We start from the raw sequence: 22,215 nt of genomic DNA on the forward strand, positions 1-22,215 counted from the left end.
TTCCCCATGTCGCTGGCAAGGGCGCCGGGCCAGGGCGATTGCCCGCTCCGGCGCGGTTTTCAGCGTAATCTGCGCCGCAATCCCATGCCAGGTGGGGCAAGGCACCGTATAATTGTCACCATGGTTTCCGTCGCTCATTCCGTGGCCGCCCAGGCCGACTTCGATCAGACCCTCGCCACCCTGAGCGAGGGCCTCGGCCCCGAGGACGCCGAGCGGCTGCGCGCCGCCGCCCTGTTCGCCCAGGACGCCTATGGCGACGCCATCCTGGGCAGCGGCGAGGGGGTGTGGTCCCATGCCCTGGGGATGGCCCTGATCCTGGTGGGCCTCAAACTCGATTGCGACAGCCGCGTCGCCGCCCTGCTGTTCGCCGCCCCCAGCCACCACGAGCACGGCCTAGTCCGCATCGAGAACGATTTCGGCAAGGAAGTGGTGCATCTGGTCAGCGGCATTTCCCGCCTCAACCGGCTGCGCCCCATCACCCGCGACTTCGTCGCCGACACCGAGGCCAACCCCAAGGAGGTGAAGGCCCAGGTCGAGGTGCTGCGCAAGATGCTCCTCTCCATGGTCGAGGACATCCGGGTGGTGCTGCTGCGCCTGGCCTCCCGCACCCAGACCCTGCGCTACTACGCCGCCCATCCCGAGGAACTGCGCGTCCACGTCGCCCGGGAGACCCTGGACCTGTACGCGCCCCTGGCCAACCGCCTGGGGGTGTGGGAGCTGAAGTGGGAGCTGGAAGACCTGTCGTTCCGCTTCCTCCACCCGGACACCTACAAGAAGATCGCCAAGATGCTCGACGAGAAGCGCGTCGAGCGGGAGCAGTTCATCGCCGACGCCACCGAGCGGGTGAAGCGGGAAGTGGCGGCGGTGGGCGTGCAGGCCGAGGTCTACGGCCGGCCCAAGCACATCTATTCCATCTGGAACAAGATGCGCAAGAAGGACCTGGAGTTTTCCGAGGTCTACGACATCCGCGCCCTGCGCGTGATCGTCAACGAGGTCAAGGACTGCTACACGGTGCTGGGCATCGTGCACAACATCTGGACGCCGATCCCGAAGGAATTCGACGACTACATCTCCAACCCCAAGGGCAACTACTACCGCTCGCTGCACACCGCGGTGCGCTGCCCCGACGGGCGCAGCCTGGAAGTGCAGATTCGCACCTGGGAGATGCACCGCCACGCTGAACTGGGTATCGCCGCCCACTGGCGCTACAAAGAAGGTAGCAAGCGCAGCGACGAGGGCTACGACGACAAGATCGCCTGGCTGCGCCAACTGCTCACCTGGAAGGAAGAAGTCACCGACTCCTCCGACTGGGTCAAGCACTACAAGCAGGCCGCCCTGGACGACACCCTGTACGTGATGACCCCCCAGGGCAAGGTGGTGGATCTGCCCAAGGGCTCCACCCCGGTGGACTTCGCCTACCGGGTGCATACCGACCTGGGCCACCGCTGCCGCGGCGCCAAGGTCAACGGCGCCCTGGTGCCCCTCAACACCGCGTTGCAGACCGGCCAGCAGGTGGAGATCGTCGTCGCCAAGCAGGGCGGCCCCTCCCGGGACTGGCTCAACCCCAGCCTGGGCTACATCGCCACCAAGAGCGCCCGCACCAAGGTGCGCACTTGGTTCTCCAACCTGGCCCTGGAAGAAACCCTGGCCGAAGGCCGCACCATCATCGCCAAGGAGCTGCAACGCCTGGGCGCCGGCGGGGCCAACCTGGAAGAGCTGGCGGGCAAGCTCGGCTTCGCCAAGGCCGACGACCTGTACATCGCCGCCGCCCGGGGCGAGCTGGGCCTGCGCCTGTTCCAGGCCACCGTGCGCGGCCATGAGCCGCCCACGGACGAGCGCGCCGCCGAGCCGGCGCCGCGCAAGCGCAGCAAGGTCGATCCTGCCGACCGGGGCATCCTGATCGTCGGCGTGGACAAGCTGCTCACCCAGTTGGCCCGCTGCTGCAAGCCGGCGCCGCCGGACGAGATCGGCGGTTTCGTCACCCGGGGCAAGGGTGTGTCGATCCACCGCCACGATTGCCCCAACTTCGCCATGCTCTCGGCCCTGCACCCGGAACGGGTGATCGAGGTGGAGTGGGGCGGCCGGCCGGAAGGCATCTTCCCGGTGGACATCGTGGTGGACGCCCACGACCGCCAGGGCCTGCTGCGCGACATCTCGGACATCTTCGCCAAGGAGAAGATCAACGTCATCGGGGTGAACACCCTTTCCAAGCAGGGCAAGGCCCACATGGGGTTCACCGTGGAGATCGGCGAGCTGGCCCAGATGAAGCGGGTGCTCAAGCTGATCCACGACGTGGACGGCGTGGTCGGGGCGCGGCGCGGATGAGCGCGCGCCTGGCCGCCGTTCCGTCCCGCCCGGTGCTCCGCCCCCGGGGCTGCCGTCGCCAGCCTCTGCTAGACTTGCGCCTTTTTTAAGCCCTGGGCCCCGATGAAGTCCGCCCCCATCCTCGAATTCAAGGGTTCCACCCTGTCCCTGACGGTGCTCCACGCCGCCCTGGGCAGCGCCGACGCCGGCGCGGTGGAACGCACCCTGGCCGACCTGTGCGGTCCCGCCCCCGATTTCTTCAGCCACGATCCCACGGTGGTGGACCTGGCCGGCCTGACGCCCGAGGCGCTGCCCGATTGGGACACCCTGCTGCCCCTGCTGCGCCGCCACCAGCTCACCCCGTTCGCCGTGCGCAACGCCTCTCCGGCCCAGGCCGAGGCCGCCCGGGCTGCCGGCCTGGTGATCGCCGAGGAGGTGGAAACCGCCGCCCGCCCGGCCCGCGCCAGCGATGCTGCGCCGGTGCCGGCGGATGAGCAGCTTCCTGCCGCCGTCGTTGAAGCCGATACCTCCGCCAACGCCATCGGCGACCTGTTCGCCGACGCGGTGCCGTCCGCGCCTGCTGCTGCGCCCGAACCCGTGGCGGCTCCGGCGCCGACTCCCGCCTTCACCGGCACCCTGGTGGTGGACCGGCCCCTGCGTTCGGGCCAGCAGGTCTATGCCCGGGGCGGCGACGTGATCGTACTGGCCATGGTCAACCCGGGGGCCGAGGTGATCGCCGATGGCAACATCCACGTCTATGCGCCGCTGCGCGGCCGGGCCCTGGCCGGCGCCCTGGGCGATGCCGGGGCGCGCATCTTCACCACCTGTTTCGAAGCCGAGCTGGTCTCGATCGCCGGGGTCTACCGGACCTTCGAGCCCGGTTCGGAAAAAGCCCTCACCGGCCAGCCGGTCCAGGTCCGCCTTGACGGCGGCGCCGACGCGGCGCGCCAGCAGCTGCGGCTGGAGCCGCTCAACCTGCGCTGAGGCCGCCGCTTCCGCTGCATCCGAATCACTACCGAATCACTGATAAATCAGAAGGGGTCCCATGAAAATCATCGTCGTCACTTCCGGCAAGGGTGGTGTGGGCAAGACCACCACCAGCGCCGCCTTCGCGTCGGGCCTGGCGCTGCGCGGCTTCAAGACCGCGGTCATCGACTTCGACGTCGGCCTGCGCAACCTGGACCTGATCATGGGCTGCGAGCGCCGGGTGGTCTATGACCTGGTGAACGTGCTCAACGGCGAGGCCAACCTATCCCAGGCCCTGATCAAGGACAAGCACGCCGAGAACCTCTTCATCCTGCCGGCCTCCCAGACCCGGGACAAGGACGCGCTGACCGAAGAGGGCGTGGAGAAGGTGCTCAAGGAGCTGGAGCACATGGGCTTCGACTACGCCGTGTGCGATTCCCCGGCCGGCATCGAGCGGGGCGCGGTGATGGCCCTGACCTTCGCCGACGAGGCGGTCGTGGTGACCAACCCGGAAGTGTCCTCGGTGCGCGACTCCGACCGCATCCTGGGTATCGTCCAGTCCAAGTCCCGCCGCGCCAAGGAAGGCAACGAGCCGGTCAAGGAGCACCTGCTGGTGACCCGCTACAGCCCGAAGCGCGTCGAGGACGGCGAGATGCTGTCCTACAAGGACGTGCAGGAACTGCTGCGCATCCCCCTGCTGGGCGTCACTCCCGAATCCGAGATCGTGCTTCAGGCGTCCAACCAGGGCACCCCGGCGATCCACATGGACGGCAGCGACGTGGCCGAAGCCTACAAGGACGTGGTGTCCCGCTTCCTCGGCGAGGACAAGCCCCTGCGCTTCGTCGACTATGAAAAGCCCGGCATCTTGAAGCGCATCTTCGGAGGGAAGTGACCATGTCGCTGCTTTCCATTCTGTTCGGCCAGAAGCCGAAATCCGCCTCGGTGGCCAAGGAGCGCCTGCAACTGATCATCGCCCGGGAACGCACCGACGCGTCCGCCGGCGCGCCGGACTTCCTGCCAAAGCTACAGCAGGAGCTGATCCAGGTTATCTCCAAGTACGTCTCGGTGAACCAGGAAGACATCAAGGTCTCCCTGGAAAAGCAGGGCAACTTCGAGGTGCTGGAAGTCAACATCGTGCTGCCGGACGTCGCCCAGGCCAAGTAAGCGGGGCAGCCTGCGCGCCAGCACTGGCGCGGGGCTTGGCAGAAGCGTCATGAAAACGGGAAAGGGAGAACCTTTCCCGTTTTTCGTATCCGGACCCGTGCGGAGCCTGGTCTGTCTAGCGATTGACCAGGGGCGTGGGCTTCTGGGAAGAGACGAAGATCACCGCCTCGGACAGGGCCACCACGTCGTGTTCCTCCCCGGGGCTGGTGTAGAGGTAGTCGCCGGTTTCGAGCGCCACCCCGTCGATGGCCACCCGCCCGTCGAGCACCAGCACCTCCTCGCCGCCCAGGTGAAGGTGGCGGGGGAAATGGGCGCCCTGGGTCAGGCGCACCAGGGACGAGCGCCCGCCTTCCTCGTTGTGGCGGAACAGGCTGCGCTCGATGCCCGGGTAGTGGGTCGCCATCCATTCCCGCTCGCTTGCCTTGTTGATCAACATGGCGCTCTCCTCGCTGTCCAGGTTCGGGGGCATGCCGCATACCGCTGCCCGGCGGCTGCAATCGTTCGGGGCTTGCCAAGGCGGCATCTTGCCTCGCTGCCGATCATACCCCGCGCCGGTTGGGCGGGCCTTCCAGCTTCCCCGGAGGACGCGCGCGCCGATAGCGGCGCCGCGCAAAACGAAGGGGCGGCAGGGACGCCCGGTCTCATGCATCACCCGGCCCGGCGCCGGATTTGGGACCGGGTTGGCCGCCCTGGCGCCAGCCCCGGTGCGGCGCTCAGGGGGGGCGGGTGAGCAGGGCGCGCGCCCTCAGACCCCGCCCAGGGCCGCCATCAGTTCGTTTTGCGCTGACCGGGGCTTGGCCCGGCCCTGGCGCTTGCGGTGGTAGGTGCCGTTGGAATCCATCTCCCAGGCTTGCTGATTGTCCGCCAGGTACATGCGCAGGCCCTCGGCGATGACGCGCTTCTTGAGGCGCGGATCGCGCACCGGGAAGCACAGCTCGATGCGGCGGAAGAAGTTGCGCTCCATCCAGTCGGCGCTGGACAGGTAGACGTTTTCCTCACCCTCGGCCCAGAAGTAGAAGATGCGGTGGTGTTCGAGCAGGCGGCCGATCACCGAGCGCACCCGGATGTTCTCGGACAGCCCCTTCACCCCCGGGCGCAGGGCGCACACGCCGCGCACGATCAGGTCGATGTCCACCCCGGCCTGGCTGGCCTCGTAGAGGGTGGCGATGGTTTCCGGCTCCAGCAGGGAGTTCATCTTGGCGATGATGCGGCCCTTGCCGCCGGCCTTGGCCACTTCGGTTTCCCGCTTGATCGCGGCGACCACGTTGGAATGCAGGGAGAAGGGCGCCTGCCACAGGTGATGCAGGGCCTGGGCGCGGCCGAGACCGGTGAGCTGCTTGAACACCTCCGACACGTCGGCCCCCATTTCCTCGTTGCTGGTGAGCAGGCCGAAGTCGGTGTACAGCCGGGCGGTGCGCGGGTGGTAGTTGCCGGTGCCCAGGTGCACGTAGCGGCGCAGGCGGCTGCGGCCCGCGTCCTCGTCCCGTTCGCGGCGCACGATCATCAGCATCTTGGCGTGGGTCTTGTAGCCCACCACGCCGTAGACCACGTGGGCGCCCACCTCTTCGAGCTTGTTGGCCCAGTTGATGTTGGCCTCTTCGTCGAAGCGGGCCAGCAGTTCCACCACCGCGGTCACGTCCTTGCCGTTCTGGGCGGCGCGGATCAGGGCGTTCATCAGCACCGAGTCGGTGCCGGTGCGGTACACCGTCATCTTGATCGCCACCACCTGGGGATCGTCGGCGGCCTCTTCGAGCAACTGCACCACCGGGGCGAAGCTCTGGTAGGGGTGGTGCAGCAGGATGTCGCCCTCGCGCATGGCGGAAAACACGCTGCGCTTCTTCTGCAAGGCCTTGGGAAAGCCCGAGGCGAAGGGCGGGAACTTCAGGTCGGGGCGGTCCACCCAATCCGGCACCTGCATCAGGCGCACCAGGTTCACCGGGCCGTTGACCCGGTACAGGTCCTGGGGCTCCAGGGCGAACTGGTTGAGCAGGAATTCGGACATGGTGTCAGAACAGCTGTCGGCCACTTCCAGGCGCACCCCGTCGCCGAAGTGGCGCTGGGGCAGCTCGCCCTGGATCTTGGTGCGCAGGTTCTTGACCTCTTCCTCGTCCACGAACAGGTCGGAATTGCGGGTGACGCGGAACTGGTAGCAGCCGCGCACCGTCATGCCGGCGAACAGCTCGCCGACAAAGGCGTGCAGCACCGACGAGAGGAAGACGTAGCCGTACTCGCACCCGGCCAGCTCGGCGGGCAGGCGGATGACCCGGGGCAAGGCCCGGGGGGCCTGGACGATGGCCACGCCGGAATTGCGCCCGAAAGCGTCCCGGCCTTCCAGTTCCACGGCGAAGTTGAGGCTCTTGTTGAGGATGCGCGGGAAGGGGTGGGAGGGGTCGAGGCCGATCGGGGTGAGCACCGGCATCACCTCGCGGAAGAAGTAGTCCCGAATCCATTCCCGCTGGATGTCGGTCCAGGTGGTGCGGCGCAGGAAGCGGATGCCCTCGGCGTCCAGGGCCGGGAGGATCTCCTGGTTGAGCAGGGTGTACTGCTCGGCCACCATGCGGTGCGCCTCATGGCTCACCTGGCGGTACACCTCCCGGGGCGTCTTGCCGTCGGTGGTGCGGGTGGTGGAGCCGAGCTTGAGCTGTTCCTTGAGTCCGGCGACGCGGATTTCGAAGAACTCGTCCAGGTTCGAGGAGACGATGCACAGGAAGCGCAGCCGTTCGAGCAGGGGCATGCGGGCGTCTTCGGCCTGGGCCAGCACCCGGCGGTTGAAGGCGAGCAGCCCCAGTTCGCGGTTCAGGTAGTTTTCCGGGGGAAAGCGGCGGGTCAAGGTCATGCGGTTCATGGCGTCGGGGGCTCTGTCGGCGGGCAGTATTCGGTGTTGGGGCGCCAAATTATGTTACAAGGTTGTTGCGCAAAGATGACAGGCGGAATTTTTTCACGGTATGGCCAAGATCCAGTACTGGCGCGGGGTTTGGCCCGGTAGTGCGAAGCGTTTGCAACCGGTTTGCAACCCCTTTTCCGCCGTGCCGGGGTGTTAGAATGCCCCGGTTTTCCATCCCGGCCTAGCGCCGCATCGTCGCCTCCCGCCCATCATGCAAAACGAATTGATTGCCGCTGTCGACCTCGGGTCCAACAGCTTTCGCCTCGAAGTCGGGCGGGTGGTGGATGACCAGATTTATACCCTGGATTCCCTCAAGGAGGCGGTCCGGCTGGCCTCGGGGCTGACTGCCGAGCGCTACATGGACGACGCCTCCCAGCGCCGTGCCCTGGATGCCCTGGCCAAGTTCGGCGAGCGCATCCGCGGCTTTCCGCCGGAAAAGGTCCGGGCCGTGGCCACCAACACCCTGCGGGTGGCCAAGAACGCCGGCGAATTCCTGCAACTGGCCGAGGCCGCCCTGGGCTTTCCCATCGAAATCATCGCCGGCCGCGAAGAGGCGCGCCTGATCTACATCGGCGCCGCCCACTCCCTGCCCCAGGTGGCCCACAAGCGGCTGGTGGTGGACATCGGCGGCGGCTCCACCGAATTCATCATCGGCAAGCGCTTCGACCCCATGGCCATGGAATCCCTGTACATGGGCTGTGTCAGCTACACCGGGCGCTTCTTCCCGGACGGGCGCATCGACAAGAAGCGCTTCCGCGAGGCCGAGGTGGCCGCCGGCAAGGAAATCCAGACCATCGCCCACGACTACCTGCGCCAGGGCTGGAAAGAGGCCGTGGGCTCATCCGGTTCGGCCCGGGCCATCGCCGACGTGCTGGAACTGAACGGCCTCAACCCGGGGGGCGCCATCGGCATCACCCGGGCCGGCATGGAGCGCATGAAGGCACTGCTGATCAAGGCCGGCTCCCTGGAAGCCCTGGACCTGGAAGGCCTCAAGTCCGACCGCCTGCCGGTGATTCCGGGCGGCCTGGCGATCATGATGGCGGTGTTCCAGGAGCTAAACATCGAGCGCATGACCTACACCGACGGCGCCCTGCGCCTGGGGGTGCTCTACGACCTGCTCGGCCGCTTCCACCACAGCGACATGCGCGACGCCACGGTCACCCAGTTCATGCGCCGCTACCAGGTCGATTCCGCCCAGGCGGGCCGGGTCGAGCAGGTGGCCCTGACCGTGTTCCGCGCCCTCACCCCGGGGCGGCTCGACACCCACCCGGTGGAGCACGTCAACGACGAGCACTTCCTGTGCTGGGCGGCCCGGCTGCACGAGCTGGGCCTGTCGGTGGCCCACAACGGCTACCACAAGCACGGCGCCTACATCCTCACCTTTGCCGACATGCCCGGCTTCTCCAAGAAGGAGCAGGCCCGCCTGGCCATGCTGGTGCTCGGCCACAAGGGCAAGTTGCAGAAGGTGGGGGCGCTGCCCTACGGCGACGTGAACTGGCTGATGGTCTTTGCCCTGCGCCTGGCCACCATTCTGATGCGCTCCCGGGAAAGCCACCCGCCCAGCGAATGGGGCGTGCGCGCCGGCGATAAGGGCTTCCTGCTCGAACTGCCCGGCGATTGGCTGGCCGCCAACCCGCTCACCGCCGCCGCTCTGGACGACGAGGCCGAGGCTTGGCGCGGCGTCGGCCTGACGTTCCGGCTCAAGCCCCGGGGACGGGGCGAGCGCAGCGGCAACGTGGTCGCCCTGCCGGGAGAGGGCGAGGCCCCCCGGGTCGTGCCGGGCGCCTTCACCCAAGCCGCCTAAATGCCCGGCGGGGGACTGGTTCTCAAGGAAGAGGGTGGACGCATCGTCCTGGCCGGCGACTGGACGCTGGCCAACCTGGTCCGCCAGCCCGTGCCCCGCAACGTCCTCGAAGCCCGCCTCGCCGATTTCGCCGCCCGCCGCCTGCCCTGGGACCTGACCGGGGTGGAGCGCCTCGACAGCGCCGCCGCCACCCTGGTGTGGCGGGCCTGGGGCCGGGCCTGGCCCGCCGAGGTGGCCCTCGGTGACGAAGAGCGGGTGGCCTTCGCTCGGGCCGCGGCGGTGCCCGAGGCCCTGCCGCCGGCACCGCGCCGGCCTTTCGCCGAGGTGGAAGCCCTGGGCAACCAGGTGCTGCGCGCCGGGCGCAATTTCGTCGAACTCACAGAGTTGCTCGGCCGGCTCGTCCTGGATGCCGTGGGCCTGCTGCGCAACCCGCGCCGGATTCCCTTCCGCGAGTTTTCCGCCACCGTCTACAAGAGCGGTACCCAGGCCCTGCCGGTGACGGCCCTGGTGGGCTTTCTCGTCGGCGTGGTGATCAGCTACCTGTCTGCCCTGCAACTGCGCAACTTCGGCGCCGAGCCCCTGATCGTCAACGTCATGGGGCTGGCCATCATCCGCGAGCTTGGCCCGGTACTCGCCGCGGTGCTGGTGGCGGGGCGCTCCGGCTCGGCCATGACCGCCCAGATCGGCGTGATGCGGGTCACCGAGGAGATCGACGCCCTGACCACCATGGGCATTCCCGCCACCCTGCGCCTGGTGCTGCCCCGGGTGGCGGCCCTGACCTTGGCCATGCCGCTGCTGGTGGTGTGGACCTCGGCCATGGGCCTGCTCGGCGGCATGGTCTCGGCCCACCTGCAACTGGGGCTGACCTTCGACTTCCTGCTCCACGGCCTGGCCCGGGCGGTGCCGGTGCCCAACCTGTGGATCGCCCTGACCAAGGGCGCCGTGTTCGGCTTTCTCATCGCCCAGATCGCCTGCCACTTCGGCCTCAAGGTGCGGCCCAACACCGAGAGCCTGTCGGCCCGCACCACCAGCTCGGTGGTCACCGCCATCACCGTGGTGATCCTGGCCGACGCCATCTTCGCCCTGATCACCCGGGAAATCGGGATTCCCGCCCAATGAACGGCCCCTGCGACCCGACCCCGGCGGTGGCCCTGGACCAGGTGTGGTCCCGCTACGGCCGCCACGTCATCCACCAGGGCATTTCCCTGGAGGTGCCGCGGCGCAGCGTGTGCGCCATCGTCGGCGGCTCGGGCAGCGGCAAGACCACCCTGCTGCGCCAGATGGTCGGCCTGCTGCCGCCCTGGCAGGGCCAGGTGCGCCTGTTCGGCGCCGACCTGTACCGGGTGCCCGGGGACGAGCGCCGTGCCCTGAAGCGCCGCCTCGGCGTGCTCTTTCAGCAAGGGGCACTGTTTTCGGCCTTGTCGGTCTATGACAACATCGCTTTTCCGCTGCGCGAACTGAAGTGGTTCGACCCGGACCTGATCCGCGCCCTGGTGTTGCAGAAGCTGGCCCAGGTGGAGCTGGAACCGCGCCACGCCCACCTGATGCCGGCCGAATTGTCCGGCGGCATGGTCAAGCGCGTTGCCCTGGCCCGGGCCCTGGCCCTGGAGCCGGACCTGCTGGTGCTCGACGAGCCCACCTCGGGCCTGGACCCGGACCGCAGCCGCAGTTTCGTGCACTTGATCCGCTGCTTGCAGGAAGCCTTGCACTTCACCGTGGTGATGGTCACCCACGACGTCGAATCCCTCTCGGCTCTCGCCACCCAGGTGGCGGTGCTGGCCGACGGCCAGCTGGTGGCGGTAGGCTCCCCGGAAGCGGTGCGGCGCAGCGACCACCCCTTCATCCAGGCCTTCTTTGCCGGCGCGCCTGCCCCTCAACCCTGACTTCCTGACGACGACTGCCTGCCGTGGAAAATCGTGCCCATGCCCTTCTTGCCGGCCTGTTCGTGATCCTGCTCGGGATCGCCGCGGCCTTTGCCTTCTGGTGGTTCGGCAACAAGCAGGAGAAGACCCGGGACTACGTGGTGGAGACCCGGGCCAACGTCACCGGCCTCAACCCCCAGGGCCAGGTGCGCTACCGGGGCATCCGGGTCGGCCGGGTGCAGGGCATCGACCTGGACCACCGCGATCCGGCGGTGATCCACATCCGCATCCGCATCCGCGACGACGTGCCGCTCACCCGCGGCACCACCGCCAAGCTCGGCTACCAGGGCATCACCGGCATCGCCTACGTGCAGCTCGAAGAATCGGGCAGCGACCCCACGCCCCTGGTGTCCACGGAACAGGCCCCGGCGGTGATCGCCATGAAGCCCTCCCTGGTGGATGAACTGGCCGATTCCGGCGCCGACGTGCTGCGCCAGGTACGCCAGCTGGTGACCAACCTCAACAAGCTCACCGACGACGACAACCGGGCGCGCATGGCCGCCACCCTGGACCACCTGGAAGCCGCCACCCGGGAGCTGCAACCCACCCTGGCCGGCCTGCGCAGCGCCGTCTCGCCCGAGAACGTCGCCGCCCTGCAAAGCACCCTCAAGAACACCGCCGCCGCCACCCAAGAGGCCGCCGGCACCCTGCGCGAGGCCCAGCAGCTGGCGGGGCGCCTGCAATCCGTGGCCGAACGCCTCGACCGGGGCGTGGAAGAATCCGCCGGCAGCGGCTTCGGCGTGCTCTCGCCGCGCTGGGACGAACTGGCCGGCCAGGTGGCCACCGACGTGCGCCAGCTCAACCGGCTGCTCAAGCACCTGGAGCGCAATCCCCAGAGCCTGATTTTCGGCGCCCCACCGGCGGCGCCGGGTCCGGGCGAAGCCGGCTTTGCCGCGCCGGCCGGCGGCACGGCGCCCTGAGGGCCGTCGCCGGTGGCCGGGCTTGCAGGCCGCTGAAGCGCTACTCCGCTGCACCATTTCGAGCGTCCCGACTTTACGAGGCCGTTTATGCCGTTAAAATCACCTTTCACCAAACCCCGCGCCAGTATTGGCTTTCCGGGCATCGTGCTCGGAATCCTTTTGCTGGCGGGCCTCTCCGGGTGTGCTACCCGAAACACCGCGCCAGTCGCGGCGTTCGACCTGGGGGTGCCCGACGCCGGGGCGCTGCACCCCTATCCCCTGGCGGTGGAGGTGCGCCTGCCGGGCTGGATGGACAGCGAGGCCATGACCTACCGGCTGGCCTATGAGGACGCCACCCGGCGCCGCGACTACGCCCAGAGCCGTTGGGCGGCGGCGCCGTCCCAGTTGCTGGCGGCGCGGTTGCGGCGCCAGCTTGGCGCGGCGGGGCAGGGCGGTTGCCTGGTGCGGGTGGAGGTAGACCTGTTCGAGCAGACCTTCACGGCGCCGGACGCCAGCCAGGCCCGCCTGGCCGGGCGCCTGACGGTGCTTGACGCCCGCCGGCGCCTGGTGGCCGGTCGGGACGTGGCCTACGCGGTGCCGGCGCCAACGCCGGATGCCCGGGGCGGCGTGGCGGCCCAGGCCCAGGCGGCGGACGCCCTGTACCGGGATGCCGCCGTGCTGGTGGCCCGCCTCGACAGCGAAAACGGCGCGGTTTGCCGTGACGCAAGGACGAAGTAAGGAAGGGGCGGTATAGTTCGAAGCTCGCTTCGTAATTAAGTATTCAGAATCCAAATAGGGATCGAAGGATTGCGCATGGCTCAAAACATCTACGAAATCGGCCTGGAAAAGAATCAGGCCAACTACGTTCCGCTGACCCCGCTGACCTTCATCGCCCGTTCGGCGTACATCTACCCGGACCGGCTGTCGGTGATCCACGGCCAGCGCCGCTACACCTGGGGCCAGACCTTCGCCCGGGCCAAGCGCCTGGCCTCGGCGCTGGTCGCCCGGGGCATCAAGAAGGGCGACACCGTGGCGGTGATGCTCAACAACACCCCGGAGATGTACGAGTGCCACTTCGGCGTGCCCGTCACCGGCGCCGTGCTCAACACCCTGAATACCCGTCTCGACCCGGAAGCCGTGGCCTTCATGCTCAACCACGGCGAGGCCAAGATTCTCATCACCGATAAGGAATACTCCCACATCGTCAAGGGCGCCCTGGAAAAGCTCGGCCGCGCCATCACCGTGATCGACGTGGACGATCCTGAATACACCGGCCCGGGCGAGCGCCTCGGCGAGATCGACTACGAGGCCCTGCTGGCCGCCGGTAGCGAAGACTTCGCCTGGCGCGGTGCCGACGACGAGTGGGACGCCATCTCCCTCAACTACACCTCCGGCACCACCGGCAACCCCAAGGGCGTGGTCTACCACCACCGGGGCGCCTACCTCAACGCCGTGTCCAACATCGTCTCCTGGGGCATGCCGCCCCACTCGGTGTACCTGTGGACCCTGCCCATGTTCCACTGCAACGGCTGGTGCTTCCCCTGGACCATGGCCGCCAACGCCGGCACCAGCGTCTGCCTGCGCAAGGTGGATGCCAAGCTGATCCTGACCCTGATGCGCGAGCACAAGGTCACCCACTACTGCGGCGCCCCGATCGTGCACAGCATGATCGCCAACGCCCCGGCCGAATGGCGCGAAGGCATCACCCACGGCGTCTCCGGCCTGGTGGCCGCCGCCCCCCCGCCGGCCTCGATGATCGAGAGCATGGCCAAGATCGGCATCAACATCACCCACGTCTACGGCCTGACCGAAACCTACGGCCCGGCCTCGGTGTGCGCCAAGCACACCGAGTGGGACAGTCTGCCCCTGGCCGACCAGGTGACCCTCAACGGCCGCCAGGGCGTGCGCTACCACGGCCAGGAAGACGTCACCGTGCTCGACCCCGTCACCATGGCCCCGGTGCCCTGGGACGGCGAGACCATGGGCGAGATCATGTTCCGCGGCAACCTGGTGATGAAGGGCTACCTGAAGAACGAGAAGGCCACGGCCGAATCCTTCGCCGGCGGCTACTACCACACCGGCGACCTGGCGGTGATGCAGCCCGACGGCTACGTCAAGATCAAGGACCGCTCCAAGGACGTGATCATCTCCGGCGGCGAGAACATCTCGTCGATCGAGGTGGAAGACACCCTCTACAAGCACCCGGCGGTGCTGGCCGCGGCGGTGGTCGCCACCCCCGACCCGAAGTGGGGCGAAGTGCCCTGCGCCTTCGTCGAACTGCGCGAAGGCAGCAACGCCACGGAAGAAGAGATGATCGAGTTCTGCCGCGAGCACATGGCTCGCTTCAAGGTGCCCAAGCGCGTGATCTTCGGCGCCCTGCCCAAGACCTCCACGGGCAAGATCCAGAAGTTCGTGCTGCGTGACCGGGCGAAGTCGACGGCGGCGTTTGAGTAAGTTTTAGCGGCTTGCGATTAAAAACGCCTCGGGCTTTGCTGTCCGGGGCGTTTTATTTTTGCGACAAGATCGATTTTAAATAATTTATTTAATAAAGAGACGAATAATTAATGCTTTTTGTTTATTCATTTCTAATGAAAGCAAAGATAATGAGGTTTTTTTGCAAGGTGGTGCGTTTTTTTATGAAAGCCTATGATATTTTTACTCCTTGTTAAGAAATGAAAAAATACCGCAAATGGTTTGATTGGCATGAGGCTGTTAATAAGACAGTAAATGAGTCTCTTTTGAAATGTTACCCGAGGGATTGGAAAGATGAGGATCACCTCACAAGAAATCTTTTGGCTGCGCTAAGAGATGAGCACTCCTCAGTTACAATTGAGAAGGATAAGGTAAGCGGGAAGAATATAAAGTGTTGCTGGGATGTGTATAAGAACACCATGGAAATGGGGATGGAGCAAAAGCATGGTGATATTGGTGTCCTTGTGCAACTAATATTTGATTCCTCTAAGGTTTTAGAAGGTGTTGCTTTCCTTGAAGCAAAGCGCATTTACCACAACTCTAGTGATGAGTCCAAGTCATGTTTTGCAGCTCTCGATGAGGATCAGCTTAAAAGATATGGCAGTAATTCTTCTTTTCATCGCACTGTTTTTTATGATTGCCAAGAAAAAAGTGGAACCCACCAAGCTAGTTCCTTCACACTGCCAACTAGTCATTTGTTGGTTCTTAATAAGAATGACCGAAATGTTTACCCATACTGCGAATATTTTTCATACTGCTTGACCAATAGATATTTTCAGGGGTACGAGCTTGACTTTGATGAAGAAAGTGTTGATGCGGTAAAGGGGTTTCTTGGCGCTAATGGAGGAGTTCGTTATCTAATTGTTGCTCAGACTATATTGGGTCCTGATATTTCGCCGAATACAAATATTAATTTGGTTGATAATGCTATTTATAGTCGACTTGAATTGGATGGTCTGGATGATTCGCCAAAAGCGAATTTTAGTGGCCCAAAAATATAATTTTTAGTTGGCTATTAGGTTGGGTTGTTGTGGCTATGATGTGCGGCTACTTTGGGGTTATATTGTTTTTATTCTGTTTGGAAGGGTTGGTGTGAGAGTGTTTTGGAATATGGAAAGTTAATTCATTTTTAAAGAGACATGCTAAATGACTATTCTCCCCTACGTCCTACGCCAAGACCGCCCCGACGGCCTGACGACGCTCACCCTCAACCGCGCAAGCCAGTTCAACGCCCTGTCCAAGGAGATGCTGGCCGCCCTGCAGGCCGAGCTGGATGCCATCGCCCAGGACTCCAAGGTGCGGGTGGTGGTGATTGCCGGCGATGGCAAGGCGTTCTGTGCCGGCCACGATCTCAAGGAAATGCGTGCCAACCATGACAAGGCCTTCATGCAGGCCCTGTTCAAGGAGTGCACCAAGGTCATGATGACCGTGACCAAGCTGCCCCAGCCGGTGATCGCCCGGGTCCATGGCATCGCCACCGCGGCGGGGTGTCAGCTGGTGTCGATGTGCGACCTGGCGGTGGCGGCCGACGTGGCCAAGTTCGCCGTTTCGGGCATCAACGTGGGGCTGTTCTGCGCCACCCCGGGGGTGGGGCTGTCGCGCAACCTGGGGCGCAAGCAGGCCATGGAGATGCTGCTCACCGGGGAATTCATCTCGGCCGCCGAGGCCAAGGAACGGGGCCTGGTGAACCGGGTGGTGCCCCTGGAGCAGCTCGACGCTGAGGTGGACAAGCTGGCCGCCAGCATCATCGCCAAGACCCCGGTGGCCGTGGCCGCCGGCAAGCAGGTGTTCTACCGCCAGCTGGAAATGGGGCTGGAGTCCGCCTACCAGCTGGCCGGCGAGGTGATGGCCTGCAACGCCATGGCCGAGGACGTGGCCGAGGGCATCGACGCCTTCATTGCCAAGCGTCCGGCGGTGTGGAAGGGCTGCTGATCCGGCGTTGACAGCCGGCGCTACGGGGCCGCTTTCGAGCGGCTGCCCTAAACCCTAGGCCTGGCGCGGACTTTCACGGGGTATGCCTGGAGAGCCGCGCCAATTCTTGCGCTGTGGGTAGGGTGCCTGGAGATCAAGCACTGGCGCGGTGTTCCGGCCAGGCCAAAAAAATACGACGCCGATTTTGCCCCGGGTGAAAGCCTGGGGCTGAGGGCGGGAGAGGGGGCCGTGGGTTCAGGAGATTCCGGGGCAGCACCGGGCCGACAAACGACCGATGGCTGCCACTGGCTGACTCCGCTGACTCCGGCCGAGGGCTGACCCCGGCCGACAGCTGACTCTGGCTGACTCCGGCGCCCCGCCACGCTTCCTGCCCATGCCTTGCCGCTCACTCCGAAACGGTTTCGGGCTGGGCGGTTTTTGCTTTCATGCCCAGGGCGATCACGGTGGCCAGGACGAACAGCGCGCCGATGATCAGGAAGGCTTCGGCAAAGGCCTCGTGCTCGGCGCCGTTGCCGCCGCCGAGCATCTGGCTGCGGGTCTCGACGAACACGGCCCCCAGGCTGATGCCCATGGTGCCGCCCACCTGGCGCACGCAGTTGGTCAGGCTGGAGCCTTGGGCCGTCTTGTCCTTGGGCAGGGTGCGTAGCGACCCGATGTTGAGCGCCGGCAGGGTCAGGGCCAGGCCGATGCGGCTGACCACGGCGGCTACCGTCAGGCCGGCGGCCAGCCAGGCCGGATGCTCGCCATAGGCCACGGCGAAGAACATGAAGAAGGCCAAGGCGAACAGGGCCATGCCGGCGGCGGTCTGGCGGTGGGTGGCGAGCTTGTTGGTCAGGTTGCCCGCCACCGGCATCATCAGGGCCAGGGCGATGCCGCTGGGCAGCAGCACCAGGCCGGCGGAGGTGGCGTTGAAGTGCAGCACGGTCTGCATGAACACCGGCAACAGGTAAGTGGAGCCGAACAGGCCCAGGCCGTAAGTGAAGGCCACCACGGTGCCGACGCGCAGCGGCCGGTCGCGGAAGATGCTGGCCTGGATGAGGGCGCCGGGCACGCGCCGCGAATGGCGGACGAACAGGGCCAGGGCCACCGTTGCAATGCTCACCCCGACCATGGTCGGCAGGGAGGCGAAGCCGTGGGCGTGCAGGCCGCTGGCAGTCTGCAACAGGGCCAGGATGGCGGTGCCGAGCAGGCCCAGGCCCCACCAGTCGAAGCCATGGCGGGGCGGCAGGCCGGAGGGGGTATCCACGTCGCGCAGGGGCATCAGGAAGTGGCCCATGATCAGGGCCGGGATGCAGCCGGGCAGGACGATCAAAAAGATCGGCCGCCAGCCGAAGTGGTCCACCAGAAAGCCCCCCAGCACCGGCGCCACCGCTGGGGCCAGGACGATGCCGAAGCCGAGCAGGCCCATGGCTCGGCCCTGGTCTTCGAGGGGGAAGGCGCGCAACACCATCAGGGTGGACATGGGTTGCAGCATGCCGGCGGCCAGCCCTTGCAGGATGCGCATCGCCACCACCACGCCGAAGGCCGGGCTCAGGGCGCCGCCGATGCTGCCGATGCCGAGAATGACCAGGGCGCCGAGAAAGACGTGGCGGAAGCCGAAGCGGTCGATCAGCCAAGCCGTGGGCAGCATGGCCACGGTCATGGCCGCCATGTAGGCGGTCACCGCCCACTGCACCGCGTCGTGGCCCAGGCCGAAGTCGCGCATCAAGTGGGGCGTGGCCACGTTGAAGATGGTGGCCGACATGACGGACGCCACCATGCCCACGGACATGGCGATGAGCAGGCGCCATTTGTAGGCGTCGCCGTGGCGCTGGCGCAGGGCGGCCAGGGAGCGGGGATGGGGCGGCGGAGTGTGGGGAGCGGTCATGGACGGGAAGAGGGCGCCGGAGCGCGCTGGGGCCGAGTACCGGCGATCCTTCCTTGCCGGGCTAATGCAAAGATGATAAGGTATCGGAGAAATAATTAGCAAGCTAATTATTGTGACGAAGTTTCAGGAGCGGTTGAGCGCGCAGTTTCGATTGCTGAGTGCCGATTGCCGATTGCCGCGACGAAACTTCACCTGCCCGTTCACCGCCCGATCCGGCGCTGCAACGCTTCGACGCCCATGCCCGCGCCTGCGGCCGTGCCGTCCGGCGCCGCAATACCACATGCCCGGGCGCCATTCCCGTTCCGGAGAGAAGGAACATGGACAACCTGCCGCAACGTTTTGCCTTTCTGCTGCACCGCACCGCCGCCCTCTACCGCCAGGCCCTGGACCAGCGGCTCAAGCCCACCGGCCTGTCCCAGGCCACCTGGCGCACCTTGTTGATCCTGCGCAACCGGGCCGAGCCGATGAACCAGACCGAGCTGGCCGGGCGCCTGGCCATCGAGGGGCCGACCCTGGTGCGCCTGCTCGACCGCCTGGAAGGGCAGGGCTGGGTCGTCCGCAGCACCGATCCCAAGGACCGGCGCAGCAAGCTCCTGACCCTGACCACCGAAGGATTGATCCTGACTGAAGGCTTGCAACAGGAACTCGATGCCTTCAGCCGGGACCTGCTCGCTGGCATCGACGAGGATGCCCTGGCCCAGGGCACCGAACTGCTCGACCGGGTGTTTCAGCTGCTCCAGTCGCGCAAGGGATAGGTGCCGGGCGTTCGGCCCGCGATCCCATCGCCGGCCGTTCGCTCTACCCATGAGTGCAAAGACCGCCCGCAGGCGGCCCGTGAGGACGCCGGGCGGAATCAGCCCAGCCGGCCTTCCAGGTGGCGCACCAGCTGGTATTGCTCATCCGCCGTGCGGGTCAGAACCTCCACCGAGGCCCCCACCTTCTCCACGTCCTCCACCCCCTGTTCCAGGTTCTGGCGGAAACGCTCCAGGGTCTGGGCCACGTTCTCCGTCAGGCTGGCCTGCTGCTCCAGCATGGTGCGGATTTCCTCGCTGGCCCGGCGGGCCGATTCGCTGGCCTGGCGGATGGCGGCCAGGCTCTGGTCGCAGCGTTCGATCTGGCTGCCGCTCTGCTCGATCCGGGCGGCGGCTTCGCCCATGGTGTCCAGAGCGGCCTGGGATTCCCGGCCGATATCCACCAGGGTGGCGGCGATGTCAGCGGTGCAATCCCCGGTGCGCTCGGCCAGCTTGCGCACCTCGTCGGCCACCACGGCAAAGCCGCGCCCGGCCTCGCCGGCCCGGGCGGCCTCGATGCTGGCGTTGAGGGCGAGCAGATTGGTCTGGTCGGCGATCTCCCGGATGGTGTTGCTCAGGGAGCCGATCTGGCCCACCGACTGGCCCAGGCGTTCGAGCTGACCGTGCAGGGAGCCGACCACTGCCAGCACCTGGTGCGACAGGGTCCGGGTTTCGGCCATCTGGGCCTGGCCGTGGCCTACCTCGGCCAGGGCCTGTTCCGCCAGGCTGAAGCCGGTGCCGGCGTGGCCGGCGATGTCCGCCGAGGCCACCGCCAGTTGTTCCATGGAGGCGCTCACCGATTCCACGTGGCCGGCCTGTTCCCGGGCTGTGGTGGTGATGCACGCCATCTGGGCCTGGATCGAATGGGCTTCTTCTTCCACCTGCCGGCTATGGGCCAGCACGTCGGCGAAGATGGCGCGCAGATGCACCCGCAGGGATTGCAGGCGCATGGTCAGGCGGTTGAGCTTGAAGCGGTGCTGCGGCGCGAAGGCGGCGTTGAGCCGGCCCTCGCTCAGTTCCCGGATGATGGCGTTGGCCTGCTTGAGGGGCAGGCGCACGTTGCTCAACAGCCAGGCGGCAAAAGCCAGGGCGAGCAGGGTGTTGCCGGCCAGCACGGTGAGCAGCCAGGGGGCCGGCACCTGGGTGGCGGCCAGGGGCAGGGCGATCAAGGCCACGGAAAAGGCCAGCAGGGATTGCTTGATCGACAGGCGGTGGCGCTGCCGGGCGGTGGCGGGCAGGGTGGCCTGCTGGCGGCGCACGACGTCGTAAAGGCTTTCCGCCGCCCGCACATCCTCGGCGGAAGGGCGGGAGCGCACCGACATGTAGCCGACGGCGTGGCCGTCCTCGGTGATGGGGGTGACATAGGCGTCGACCCAGTAGTGGTCGCCGTTCTTGCAGCGGTTCTTGACCAGACCCCGCCAGGCCAGGCCGGCCTGGACGGTGCTCCACAGGTCGGCGAAGGCTTCCGGCGGCATGTCCGGGTGGCGCACCACGTTGTGGTTCTGGCCAATCAGTTCGGCGGCGGAAAAGCCGCTGATCTGCACGAAGGCATCGTTGGCGTAGGTGATGCGGCCTTTGGTGTCGGTCTTGGTGACGATCGGGCGCCCGGGGTCGAGCATGCGCTCGACCCCGGTGACGGGGAGGTTGGCCTTCATGGGGTGTTTGTCTCGCGGGGGGTGGGCGGAACGGCGCTGCTTGAGCGTGCCGCTGCTGTCCGGTCATTGCTGCCGGCTCTTATTTTTTAAGCATTTTTATTGATGTTTTCGACAGCTTTGAAGCTGATCTGAAATATCAATGAAATATTATACGCAACAAAATAAATTTGTCGCCATTTTCGCTATGGCACCGCGCGGTTGCTTGCGATCCGGCGGGGGTTACGTATAGAAAAACCGGACGGGTTTGGCCTTTGTTCCCGTTTCATCCGCCGCTTTCGGGGGCGGAATGCGATGCTGGCGTCGGTTTTCGGCGAGATTCAGGCGAGATTGCGGCGCGAATACCATTTGTCGCCCGCTTCGGGCTGGTAGCTGGCGATCCGGTCGAGCAGGGCGGCCGGATCGGCGCTCACCTGGAGCAGGTCGCGCTGGTGCGGCTTGAGGAAGCGCTCATCCACCTGATGGTCGATGAACTTGAGCAGGTGGTCGTAGTAGCCGGCCGTGTTGAGCAGGGCCACGGGCTTGGCGTGAAAGCCCAGTTGCAGCCAGGTCCACACCTCGAACAGCTCTTCCAGGGTGCCGATGCCGCCAGGCAGGGCGATGAAAGCGCCGGCCCGGTTGGCCATCTCCAGCTTGCGCTCGTGCATGTTGGCCACGGTGACCAGTTCGGTCAGCCCCAGGTGGGCCACTTCCTTGTCCACCAGGGCCTGGGGAATGATGCCCTCGACCCGGCCGCCGGCGGCCAGGGTGGCGTCGGCGACGATGCCCATCAGGCCGATGTTGCCACCGCCATAGACCAGGGTCAGGCTCCGCTCGGCCAGCAGGCGGCCCAGCTGCTGGGCGGCCTCGGCGTATTCGGGGCGGGTGCCGGTGTTGGAGCCGCAGTAGACGCAGACGTGGGTGAGGGGCGTGGTCATGATTGGGTGGCCGGAACGGCGTTGCCGGCGGGGAACGCCGGGGGGGTGGGGAGGGTGATGACGTCGGCGATCCAGCTTTGCAGGCTCGGCACGTCGGCGTCGTATTGGTCGAACACCATCAGGCTCTGGCCGAAGACGTAGGCGTAGAGCAGCAGGCTGCGGCTCTTCGCTTCCTTTTCCGGCAGGCCGCATTCGATGAACAGGCGGCTGGCGCATTCGAGGCGCCAGCGGTCCACCTCTTCGACCACGGCGGCGGCTTCGGGATCGCGCCGGGCCCAGTCGCGGATCGCCAGTTCGATGTTCATCCCCTTGCGGCTGCGGGCCGCCGAGTACACCTCGATGACGTGGTAGATCTGGGGCAGCGTGCGGCCGGGAGCGGCGGTGGTCTGCTTGATGATGTCCTTGATCCGTCCTTCCTTCCACAGGGTGAGGACGGCGGAAAGCAGATCCTGGCGGTCCTTGAAGTGCCAGTAGAAGCTGCCCTTGGTGACGCCGAAGGCTTTTGCCAGCACTTCCACGCGCAGGCCGTCCAGGCCCTTGTCGGCCAGGACGTCGAGGGCGGCGTGAATCCAGTCGCTGCGGTCCAGCGAGGTACGGGTTTTGACGCGTTCCTGGGGCATGGCGGGTCCCGAGAGTGTTGG

The 22,215-nt window shown here is 66.2% G+C and carries 19 protein-coding genes; 13 read left to right on the top strand and 6 right to left on the bottom strand.

Annotated elements, in window-relative coordinates; translation table 11 throughout:
• Positions 1–120: 120 nt before the first annotated feature.
• The 4 genes from V7Z98_RS06315 (at position 121) to minE (ending at position 4,434) form a co-directional block, all read left to right on the top strand.
• Positions 121–2,325, top strand: coding sequence for a RelA/SpoT family protein (locus tag V7Z98_RS06315; protein ID WP_293261726.1), 2,205 nt, complete (start codon positions 121–123; stop codon positions 2,323–2,325).
• Between the two features lie 102 nt (positions 2,326–2,427).
• Positions 2,428–3,288 carry a septum site-determining protein MinC gene (gene minC / locus V7Z98_RS06320; RefSeq protein WP_334157371.1) on the top strand — a complete coding sequence of 287 codons (861 nt, stop codon included), beginning with the start codon at positions 2,428–2,430 and terminating at the stop codon, positions 3,286–3,288.
• 61 nt (positions 3,289–3,349) lie between these two features.
• Positions 3,350–4,162, top strand: coding sequence for a septum site-determining protein MinD (gene minD, locus V7Z98_RS06325; protein ID WP_293261720.1), 813 nt, complete (start codon positions 3,350–3,352; stop codon positions 4,160–4,162).
• Between the two features lie 2 nt (positions 4,163–4,164).
• Positions 4,165–4,434, top strand: a complete 270-nt coding sequence (minE, locus tag V7Z98_RS06330; RefSeq protein ID WP_293261717.1) for a cell division topological specificity factor MinE — start codon at positions 4,165–4,167, stop codon at positions 4,432–4,434.
• A gap of 115 nt (positions 4,435–4,549) precedes the next feature.
• Here the strand turns inward: minE and V7Z98_RS06335 are convergent, their stop codons facing one another.
• Both V7Z98_RS06335 and ppk1 read right to left on the bottom strand, forming a co-directional pair.
• On the bottom strand, positions 4,550–4,903 hold the full coding sequence (locus V7Z98_RS06335; protein WP_293261714.1) for a cupin domain-containing protein: 354 nt from the start codon (positions 4,901–4,903) through the stop codon (positions 4,550–4,552).
• A gap of 276 nt (positions 4,904–5,179) precedes the next feature.
• On the bottom strand, positions 5,180–7,279 hold the full coding sequence (ppk1, locus tag V7Z98_RS06340; protein ID WP_334157372.1) for a polyphosphate kinase 1: 2,100 nt from the start codon (positions 7,277–7,279) through the stop codon (positions 5,180–5,182).
• 262 nt (positions 7,280–7,541) lie between these two features.
• Between ppk1 and ppx the strand changes: the two genes are divergently transcribed.
• From ppx to V7Z98_RS06380, 8 genes are all read left to right on the top strand, one after another.
• Positions 7,542–9,122: an exopolyphosphatase gene (gene ppx / locus V7Z98_RS06345; RefSeq protein WP_334157373.1), complete on the top strand. Its 1,581-nt coding sequence runs from the start codon at positions 7,542–7,544 to the stop codon at positions 9,120–9,122.
• Positions 9,123–10,241: an ABC transporter permease gene (locus V7Z98_RS06350; RefSeq protein WP_334157374.1), complete on the top strand. Its 1,119-nt coding sequence runs from the start codon at positions 9,123–9,125 to the stop codon at positions 10,239–10,241. It abuts the gene before it with no gap.
• A complete protein-coding gene (locus V7Z98_RS06355) occupies positions 10,238–11,005 on the top strand; it encodes an ABC transporter ATP-binding protein (RefSeq protein WP_334157375.1) in 768 nt (255 codons plus the stop codon). The genes V7Z98_RS06350 and V7Z98_RS06355 overlap by 4 nt, the downstream gene beginning before the upstream one ends.
• A gap of 23 nt (positions 11,006–11,028) precedes the next feature.
• Positions 11,029–11,964, top strand: a complete 936-nt coding sequence (locus tag V7Z98_RS06360) for an MlaD family protein (RefSeq protein ID WP_334157376.1) — start codon at positions 11,029–11,031, stop codon at positions 11,962–11,964.
• A gap of 225 nt (positions 11,965–12,189) precedes the next feature.
• Complete coding sequence (locus V7Z98_RS06365) at positions 12,190–12,681, top strand: ABC-type transport auxiliary lipoprotein family protein (RefSeq protein ID WP_334157377.1); 492 nt, start codon at positions 12,190–12,192, stop codon at positions 12,679–12,681.
• A gap of 75 nt (positions 12,682–12,756) precedes the next feature.
• Positions 12,757–14,397 (top strand): acyl-CoA synthetase, encoded by a 1,641-nt coding sequence (locus tag V7Z98_RS06370; RefSeq protein WP_334157378.1) that lies wholly within the window; start codon positions 12,757–12,759, stop codon positions 14,395–14,397.
• Positions 14,398–14,615: 218 nt separating this feature from the next.
• A complete protein-coding gene (locus V7Z98_RS06375) occupies positions 14,616–15,416 on the top strand; it encodes a hypothetical protein (protein WP_334157379.1) in 801 nt (266 codons plus the stop codon).
• 145 nt (positions 15,417–15,561) lie between these two features.
• A complete protein-coding gene (locus V7Z98_RS06380) occupies positions 15,562–16,347 on the top strand; it encodes an enoyl-CoA hydratase (RefSeq protein WP_334157380.1) in 786 nt (261 codons plus the stop codon).
• A 385-nt stretch (positions 16,348–16,732) separates the two neighbouring features.
• Here V7Z98_RS06380 and V7Z98_RS06385 read toward each other — a convergent pair whose 3' ends face one another.
• Complete coding sequence (locus V7Z98_RS06385) at positions 16,733–18,214, bottom strand: DHA2 family efflux MFS transporter permease subunit (protein ID WP_334157381.1); 1,482 nt, start codon at positions 18,212–18,214, stop codon at positions 16,733–16,735.
• Positions 18,215–18,531: 317 nt separating this feature from the next.
• Between V7Z98_RS06385 and V7Z98_RS06390 the strand changes: the two genes are divergently transcribed.
• Positions 18,532–18,969, top strand: a complete 438-nt coding sequence (locus tag V7Z98_RS06390; protein WP_334157382.1) for a MarR family winged helix-turn-helix transcriptional regulator — start codon at positions 18,532–18,534, stop codon at positions 18,967–18,969.
• A gap of 98 nt (positions 18,970–19,067) precedes the next feature.
• Here V7Z98_RS06390 and V7Z98_RS06395 read toward each other — a convergent pair whose 3' ends face one another.
• From V7Z98_RS06395 to V7Z98_RS06405, 3 genes are all read right to left on the bottom strand, one after another.
• Positions 19,068–20,660 carry a methyl-accepting chemotaxis protein gene (locus tag V7Z98_RS06395; RefSeq protein WP_334157383.1) on the bottom strand — a complete coding sequence of 531 codons (1,593 nt, stop codon included), beginning with the start codon at positions 20,658–20,660 and terminating at the stop codon, positions 19,068–19,070.
• A 317-nt stretch (positions 20,661–20,977) separates the two neighbouring features.
• Entirely contained in the window at positions 20,978–21,574 is a 597-nt protein-coding gene (locus tag V7Z98_RS06400) for a TIGR00730 family Rossman fold protein (RefSeq protein ID WP_334157384.1), read from the bottom strand.
• Positions 21,571–22,194 (bottom strand): TetR/AcrR family transcriptional regulator, encoded by a 624-nt coding sequence (locus V7Z98_RS06405; RefSeq protein WP_293261671.1) that lies wholly within the window; start codon positions 22,192–22,194, stop codon positions 21,571–21,573. Before V7Z98_RS06405 ends, V7Z98_RS06400 begins: the two co-directional genes overlap by 4 nt.
• Positions 22,195–22,215 lie beyond the last annotated feature (21 nt).

This window comes from Oryzomicrobium sp. (assembly GCF_036820405.1).
Lineage (GTDB): Bacteria > Pseudomonadota > Gammaproteobacteria > Burkholderiales > Rhodocyclaceae > Oryzomicrobium.

Excerpts from the sequence above, each read along its gene's own strand:
- V7Z98_RS06315 (WP_293261726.1), top strand. The coding sequence starts at position 121 with ATGGTTTCCGTCGCTCATTCCGTGGCCGCCCAGGCCGACTTCGATCAG.
- minC (WP_334157371.1), top strand. The coding sequence starts at position 2,428 with ATGAAGTCCGCCCCCATCCTCGAATTCAAGGGTTCCACCCTGTCCCTG.
- minD (WP_293261720.1), top strand. The coding sequence starts at position 3,350 with ATGAAAATCATCGTCGTCACTTCCGGCAAGGGTGGTGTGGGCAAGACC.
- minE (WP_293261717.1), top strand. The coding sequence starts at position 4,165 with ATGTCGCTGCTTTCCATTCTGTTCGGCCAGAAGCCGAAATCCGCCTCG.
- V7Z98_RS06335 (WP_293261714.1), bottom strand. The coding sequence starts at position 4,903 with ATGCCCCCGAACCTGGACAGCGAGGAGAGCGCCATGTTGATCAACAAG.
- ppk1 (WP_334157372.1), bottom strand. The coding sequence starts at position 7,279 with ATGAACCGCATGACCTTGACCCGCCGCTTTCCCCCGGAAAACTACCTG.
- V7Z98_RS06350 (WP_334157374.1), top strand. The coding sequence starts at position 9,123 with ATGCCCGGCGGGGGACTGGTTCTCAAGGAAGAGGGTGGACGCATCGTC.
- V7Z98_RS06355 (WP_334157375.1), top strand. The coding sequence starts at position 10,238 with ATGAACGGCCCCTGCGACCCGACCCCGGCGGTGGCCCTGGACCAGGTG.
- V7Z98_RS06370 (WP_334157378.1), top strand. The coding sequence starts at position 12,757 with ATGGCTCAAAACATCTACGAAATCGGCCTGGAAAAGAATCAGGCCAAC.
- V7Z98_RS06375 (WP_334157379.1), top strand. The coding sequence starts at position 14,616 with ATGAAAAAATACCGCAAATGGTTTGATTGGCATGAGGCTGTTAATAAG.
- V7Z98_RS06380 (WP_334157380.1), top strand. The coding sequence starts at position 15,562 with ATGACTATTCTCCCCTACGTCCTACGCCAAGACCGCCCCGACGGCCTG.
- V7Z98_RS06385 (WP_334157381.1), bottom strand. The coding sequence starts at position 18,214 with ATGACCGCTCCCCACACTCCGCCGCCCCATCCCCGCTCCCTGGCCGCC.
- V7Z98_RS06390 (WP_334157382.1), top strand. The coding sequence starts at position 18,532 with ATGGACAACCTGCCGCAACGTTTTGCCTTTCTGCTGCACCGCACCGCC.
- V7Z98_RS06395 (WP_334157383.1), bottom strand. The coding sequence starts at position 20,660 with ATGAAGGCCAACCTCCCCGTCACCGGGGTCGAGCGCATGCTCGACCCC.
- V7Z98_RS06400 (WP_334157384.1), bottom strand. The coding sequence starts at position 21,574 with ATGACCACGCCCCTCACCCACGTCTGCGTCTACTGCGGCTCCAACACC.
- V7Z98_RS06405 (WP_293261671.1), bottom strand. The coding sequence starts at position 22,194 with ATGCCCCAGGAACGCGTCAAAACCCGTACCTCGCTGGACCGCAGCGAC.